The organism is Burkholderia sp. LMG 13014 (genome assembly GCF_905232215.1).
GTDB lineage: Bacteria > Pseudomonadota > Gammaproteobacteria > Burkholderiales > Burkholderiaceae > Burkholderia.
Map to the genome: position 1 here is coordinate 1 of NZ_CAJNKE010000443.1, position 4,982 is coordinate 4,982.

Annotated in this window: 7 protein-coding genes; 1 reads left to right on the forward strand and 6 read right to left on the reverse strand. The window is 67.9% G+C overall.

Going from position 1 to position 4,982, the window contains the following annotated elements:
* Positions 1-431 (reverse strand): Lrp/AsnC family transcriptional regulator (locus tag JYJ84_RS28175; protein WP_205189737.1); only part of this gene is annotated, 431 nt, incomplete at its 3' end.
* Positions 432-543: 112 nt separating this feature from the next.
* On the opposite strand from JYJ84_RS28175, the gene JYJ84_RS28180 reads away from it, so the two are divergent.
* Complete coding sequence (locus tag JYJ84_RS28180; RefSeq protein ID WP_175223639.1) at positions 544-1,446, forward strand: DMT family transporter; 903 nt, start codon at positions 544-546, stop codon at positions 1,444-1,446.
* Positions 1,447-1,763: 317 nt separating this feature from the next.
* Here the strand turns inward: JYJ84_RS28180 and JYJ84_RS28185 are convergent, their stop codons facing one another.
* Genes JYJ84_RS28185 through JYJ84_RS28205 form a run of 5 tightly spaced genes read right to left on the reverse strand, consistent with a single transcriptional unit; the run spans position 1,764 to position 4,922 of the window.
* Complete coding sequence (locus JYJ84_RS28185) at positions 1,764-2,249, reverse strand: hypothetical protein (RefSeq protein ID WP_236027657.1); 486 nt, start codon at positions 2,247-2,249, stop codon at positions 1,764-1,766.
* 30 nt (positions 2,250-2,279) lie between these two features.
* On the reverse strand, positions 2,280-2,492 hold the full coding sequence (locus JYJ84_RS28190; protein WP_175223638.1) for a DUF1289 domain-containing protein: 213 nt from the start codon (positions 2,490-2,492) through the stop codon (positions 2,280-2,282).
* Positions 2,489-2,995, reverse strand: coding sequence for a YbaK/EbsC family protein (locus JYJ84_RS28195; protein WP_175223637.1), 507 nt, complete (start codon positions 2,993-2,995; stop codon positions 2,489-2,491). The genes JYJ84_RS28190 and JYJ84_RS28195 overlap by 4 nt, the downstream gene beginning before the upstream one ends.
* Positions 2,996-3,021: 26 nt before the next feature.
* The gene (locus tag JYJ84_RS28200; protein WP_122946413.1) at positions 3,022-3,954 is read right to left on the reverse strand and encodes a hydroxymethylglutaryl-CoA lyase; all 933 of its coding nucleotides are present in this window, start codon (positions 3,952-3,954) and stop codon (positions 3,022-3,024) included.
* 26 nt (positions 3,955-3,980) lie between these two features.
* Complete coding sequence (locus JYJ84_RS28205) at positions 3,981-4,922, reverse strand: glyoxylate/hydroxypyruvate reductase A (RefSeq protein WP_175223636.1); 942 nt, start codon at positions 4,920-4,922, stop codon at positions 3,981-3,983.
* Between the last annotated feature and the right edge of the window lie 60 nt (positions 4,923-4,982).

Here is a 4,982-nt window from a genome sequence, read left to right on the forward strand (position 1 = left end):
TTCACGATCGCGGTGCTCGTCTCGGCGCGCTCCGTCACTTTCGACAGGATGTCGTCGAGGTGCGCGATCGTGCGCAGGTAGAGCCGGCAGATGAAGCAGTCGTCGCCGGTGACCTTGTCGCATTCGACGAATTCGGGAATCCGCCGCAGCATCTCTTCGACGAGATGCAATTGGCCGGGCAGCGGCTTCACGCGGACGATCGCCTGCAGCGTGTAGCCGAGCGCGCGCGGGTCGAGCTCGACGGTGAACGCGGCAATCACGCCTTGCGCTTCGAGCCGCCGCACGCGGTCGGCGGTCGCGGGCGCCGACAGCCCGATCTGCCGGGCGAGTTCGCTGGTCGCGATGCGCGCGTCGTCGGCCAGCGCCGCGAGGATCGCGCGGTCGGTCGCGTCGAGCGATGCGACGGCGGGCGGGGAAAGGCGTTTCGGCATGATCGCTTTGCTTTCGAAGGTAAATCGGTTGATTCACTTCAGTTTAGCCGTGGTTGTCGCGAAAGCAAGTTTCTAGAATCGAAGTCATCCACTCTTCTGAACGGAGTTCACGATGGCTTCGAATGAAATTCGCCGCGGCGCCGCCGAGATGGTCGTCGCGATGATGATGTCCGGCACGATTGGCTGGCTCGTGATGTCGTCGCAGCAGCCGCTGACGAACGTCGTGTTCTTCCGCTGCCTGTTCGGTGCCGCGACGCTCGCGATCGTCTGCGCGGCGTTCGGCTTCCTGCGCCGCGCGCTGTTCTCGCCGCGGATGATCGCGCTGGCGACGCTCGGCAGCGTCGCGATCGTCGCGAACTGGCTGCTGCTGTTCGCCGCCTATTCGCGTGCTTCGATCTCGATGGCGACCGCCGTCTACAACACGCAGCCGTTCATGCTCGTCGCGCTCGGCGCGATCGTGTTCCGCGAGCGGATCACCGCGTCGACGGTTGCGTGGCTCGCGCTCGCCTTCGTCGGGCTCGTCGCCGTGGTGCGCGTCGAGCCGGCCGTGCTTGCGGTGCCGGGCGAATATCTGGAAGGCGTCGCGCTGTCGCTCGGGGCTGCCTTTCTATACGCGATCTCGTCGATCGTCACGAAGCACCTGAAGGGCACGCCGCCGCACCTGCTCGCGCTGCTGCAGGCGGGCCTCGGTGTCCTGCTGCTCGCGCCGTTCGCGCACTTCGGCACGCTGCCGGCGACCGCCGGGCAGTGGCTCGACCTCGTCGTGCTCGGCGTCGTGAACACGGGCTTGATGTATGTGCTGCTGTACGGCGCGATCCAGAAGCTGCCGACCGCGATGACCGGTGCGCTGTCGTTCGTCTATCCGGTCGTCGCGATCGTCGTCGACCACGTTGCTTTCGGGCAGACGCTCGCGTGGACGCAGGTGGTCGGCGCGCTGCTGATCCTGCTCGCGGCGGCCGGCGTGAATCTTGGCTGGCGCATCGTGCCCGCGCGTCGCGCGGCAGTCGGCAACTGAAACGGTCGTACGATTCGGCGCCGCCGCGGGGCACCGCCGCGGCGCGTCGAATGCGAATGTCAGGAACGCGTATTGCGAGCGGATGGCGCGCAGTTGGCGAGCGAAAGCGGTGCGCGCGCACGCGCGAAAGACGCTGTAAGAAGTTGTAGGGAAACACCCGATGCGATGCGGCCGCGTCGCTCGTATGATGCGGGCTGTGACGTTGATCACGTTCACAGGATTCCGATCTCATGCCGTTCGCCCGCCAGGCTGAACGGCTTTTTTTTATGCGTGGCTCGGGCAACGGCCTTGAGCGGCCCGTTCGATGCCGGCCCGTTTCATGCGGGCGAATCGGGCTCGATCCGGCCACCCTCGATCACGAAGTGCGGACCGTCGACGCTCGGTGCAAAGAGTCGCCAGTCCTCTTCGTGTGCCGCGCCCGTCGGCGTGACGACGAGGCTCAGCCCGGTGGACAACGTAATCGATGCTTGTCCCGATTCACTGCCCAGTGCACGCGCAACGGTCATTGGGCCGTGCTTGATCAATAACGCATCGAGACGCTCCACGGTGTGGCGTGCCTTGTCGTCGGACCCGGAAAGATCGTCCTGGGTCGCGACGATGTCGCTTTCCGACCGGATTTGCCAATCGCATTGAACGTGCAGCGCCCAGGCGCCCACCCATTTCACCGTACCCTTTCGCGTGGTGGTTTGCCGCATCGGGCCGAACTGGATCATAAGCATGTCGGCTGCACGATTGATGCCGCCGATGTCGAGCCCTTCGAGAACGGCGAGGTGCCGGGTGATCCGTTCGTGAGCGCCGGTCATCCGCTTATCCTCGAACGCGCTCGAAGATCTTCATGCGCCGCTCCCCGCAATCAGCCGCCGCCGCGCATCGAGCCGCGCGAGCAGCGCGCGTCGCGCATCGTCGTCCGACGTGCGCCATCCCTTGATTTCGTCGCGCGTGCGCAGGCAACCCGCGCACCAGTCGGTGCGCGGATCGATCCGGCAGACGTCGGTGCACGGCGACGCGACCGTGCCGACCGGCACCATCACCGGCACGTCGCTCATACGGTTTCCCGCAACGCGACGTCCGCGACCGGCGCGCCCGTCAGCGACACGAGTTCGTTCGGCGACAGGTTGAACACCGCGTGCGGATGGCCGGCGGCTGCCCACAGGCTGTCCAGTTCGAGCAGGTCGGCGTCGATCAGCGTGACGGGGTCGACGAGATGGCCGATCGGGCAGACGCCGCCGATCGCATAGCCGGTGTTGTCGCGCACGAACTTCGCGTCCGCGCGGCCGACCGCGCCGACCTGCGCGGCGACCTTCTTCTCGTCGACGCGATTGACGCCGCTCGCGACCACGAGTACCGGCGCGCCGTCCGACTGGCGGCGAAACAGGATCGACTTCGCGATCTGCGCGACCGAGCAGCCGAGCCCGGCCGCGGCCTCGGCGGAAGTCTTGCCGGTTTCGGCGAGCATCACGATGCCTTTCGCATGGCCGCGCTCGCGCAACAGCAGCGCGACGCGTCGTGCGGAATCGGGAAGGGAATCGAATGAAGCGGGTGTCGTCATGTTGAGGAATCCAGCGAATACCGGGGTCACACGCAGTTCGCGGCGTCCGCCGCGCTCTGCGCCTTGGCAAGCAGTGCGCGACCGGCGCGCGACACGTTCGTGCGGCCGATCGCGTTCGAGATGAAGTCGCCGGCGGCGACGACCTGCGCGAGATCGATGCCGGTGTCGATGCCGAGGCCCTGCATCAGGTACAGCACGTCCTCGGTCGCGACGTTGCCGGTCGCACCCTTCGCGTACGGGCAGCCGCCGAGGCCCGCGACCGACGCGTGGAAGATCTCGATCCCTTCGAACAGCGCCGCGTAGATGTTCGCGAGCGCCTGGCCGTAGGTGTCGTGGAAGTGGCCCGACAGGCGTTCGCGCGGGAACACGCGCGTGACGGCCGACAGCACTTCCCGCGTGCGCTTCGGCGTGCCGACGCCGATCGTGTCGGCGATGTCGATCTCGTCACAGCCGAGTGCCGCGAAGCGTTCAACGACGTCGACGACCGATGCGACCGGCACCTCGCCCTGGTACGGGCAGCCGAGCGTGCACGACACGCTGCCGCGCAGCCGCAGGCCCGCATCCTTCGCGGCCTTCGCGACGGGCTCGAAGCGCGCGATGCTCTCGGCGATGCTGCAGTTGATGTTCCGCTGCGAGAACGCCTCGCTCGCCGCGCCAAAGATCACGACCTCGTCGGCGCGCGCGGCGACCGCATTCTCGAAGCCCTTCAGGTTCGGCGTGAGCACCGAGTACACGGTGCCCGCGCGGCGCTCGATGCCGGCCATCACGTCGGCGCCGTCGGCCATCTGCGGCACCCATTTCGGCGAAACGAACGACGCGGCTTCGACATTGCGAAAGCCGGCGTGCGACAGCCGGTCGACGAGCGCGATCTTCACGTCGGTCGGTACGAAGGTCTTCTCGTTCTGCAGCCCGTCGCGCGGGCCGACTTCGACGATCTTGACGGCGGTGGGGAACGTCATGGTTGTCTCCTGGTTTGCTTGTAGGTTCAGTAGCCGCGTGCGTAGTCGACGATGCCGCCGATGCGCTCGCCGCGCTCGAGCGCGCGGATCTTGCCGGCGATCTGTGCGACGGCTTCGTCGCGCAGCGTTTCGGCCGAGCTGTGCGGCGTGATCGTGATGCGCGGCGTGTGCCAGAACGGATGGTCTTCCGGCAGCGGCTCGCGATGGAAGACGTCGAGCGTTGCGGCGGCTACCTGGCCGTTCGAAAGCGCGTCGAGCAGGTCGGCCTCGACGAGATGCGCGCCGCGCGCGACGTTGACGACATACGCGCCGGGCGCGAGCCGCGCGAACGTGCGCGCCGACAGGATGCCGTCGGTGTCGGGGGTGCTCGGCAGCAGGTTGACGAGCACCTTCGCGCCGTCGATGCACGCATCGAACGCGCCGTCGCCGGCGAAGGTCGTGACGCCGTCGAGCTGCTTCGCGCTGCGGCTGTAGCCGCGCACGGGCAGGCCGAGCGCGGCGAGCGCGAGCGCGACCTGCGTGCCCAGCACGCCGAGGCCGAGCACGGCGACGGTGAAGCTTGCGCGCGCGTGCGGTTCGAGCGGCCGCCAGCGGCGCTCGCGCTGCAGCGCGTCGTATTCGTCGAAACGGCGCAGGTAGCGCAGCACCGCGTGCGTCACGTATTCGATCATCTGCTGCGCCATGCCCGAATCTTCCAGCCGCACGAGCGGTACATGCTGCGGCAGCGTGCCCGGATGCGCGTGCTCGAGCGCGAGCAGCGCGTCGACGCCGGCGCCGAGGTTGAAGATCGCGCGCAGGCCGTCGCGCGGGCTGAAGAATTCGCGCGGCGCGCGCCAGACGAGTGCGTAATCGGCGGCGGCCGTGTCGCCCGGCTGCCACACGCGCAATTGGGCTTCCGGCAGCGCATGCGCGATCTCGTCGCGCCACGCGCCGGCTTCCTGGTGCGGGGAATGGAACAGAATCTTCATCGGACGAGGGCACGCGCGCCGGCGAGGCGCGTCACGGGAACGGCGAGAGGAGCCGGGCGC

Excerpts from the sequence above, each read along its gene's own strand:
- JYJ84_RS28180 (WP_175223639.1), top strand. The coding sequence starts at position 544 with ATGGCTTCGAATGAAATTCGCCGCGGCGCCGCCGAGATGGTCGTCGCG.
- JYJ84_RS28185 (WP_236027657.1), bottom strand. The coding sequence starts at position 2,249 with ATGACCGGCGCTCACGAACGGATCACCCGGCACCTCGCCGTTCTCGAA.
- JYJ84_RS28190 (WP_175223638.1), bottom strand. The coding sequence starts at position 2,492 with ATGAGCGACGTGCCGGTGATGGTGCCGGTCGGCACGGTCGCGTCGCCG.
- JYJ84_RS28195 (WP_175223637.1), bottom strand. The coding sequence starts at position 2,995 with ATGACGACACCCGCTTCATTCGATTCCCTTCCCGATTCCGCACGACGC.
- JYJ84_RS28200 (WP_122946413.1), bottom strand. The coding sequence starts at position 3,954 with ATGACGTTCCCCACCGCCGTCAAGATCGTCGAAGTCGGCCCGCGCGAC.
- JYJ84_RS28205 (WP_175223636.1), bottom strand. The coding sequence starts at position 4,922 with ATGAAGATTCTGTTCCATTCCCCGCACCAGGAAGCCGGCGCGTGGCGC.